Genomic DNA, 367 nt, shown 5'->3' on the forward strand with positions numbered 1-367 from the left:
GCCAAGGCCCGTACCGCCTTGGCCATGTCGCAGATAGCCATGGGCAAGACCGATACCGGCTTTGCCGATTTGCGCAATATTGCGGCCACCGATACCGGCGTTTCGGCAGACATGGCTTTGATCAGCGCGCATGTGCGTCGCCGCGACCTCGATAAAGCGTTGGCCGCCATCGACGCGATGGAGCGCAAGCAAGCCGACAAGTCCATCGCCGCCAATCTGCGCGGCCAGGTGATGCTGCTGCGCAAGGACAAGGCGGGCGCGCGCAAGGCCTTTGAAGCGGCCCTGGCCGCGCGCGCTGACTTCTTCCCCGCCATTGCCAGCCTGGCCGCACTCGACTTCCTCGAGGGCAAGCCCGACGCCGCCAAGG

At 65.7% G+C, this 367-nt stretch carries 1 pseudogene; it reads left to right on the forward strand.

What is annotated here, in order from left to right:
• Positions 1 to 39: 39 nt before the first annotated feature.
• Positions 40 to 367, forward strand: a pseudogene (locus H5407_RS23735) (PEP-CTERM system TPR-repeat protein PrsT); the annotation flags it as partial.

The organism is Mitsuaria sp. WAJ17 (assembly GCF_014174515.1).
Lineage (GTDB): Bacteria > Pseudomonadota > Gammaproteobacteria > Burkholderiales > Burkholderiaceae_C > Roseateles_B.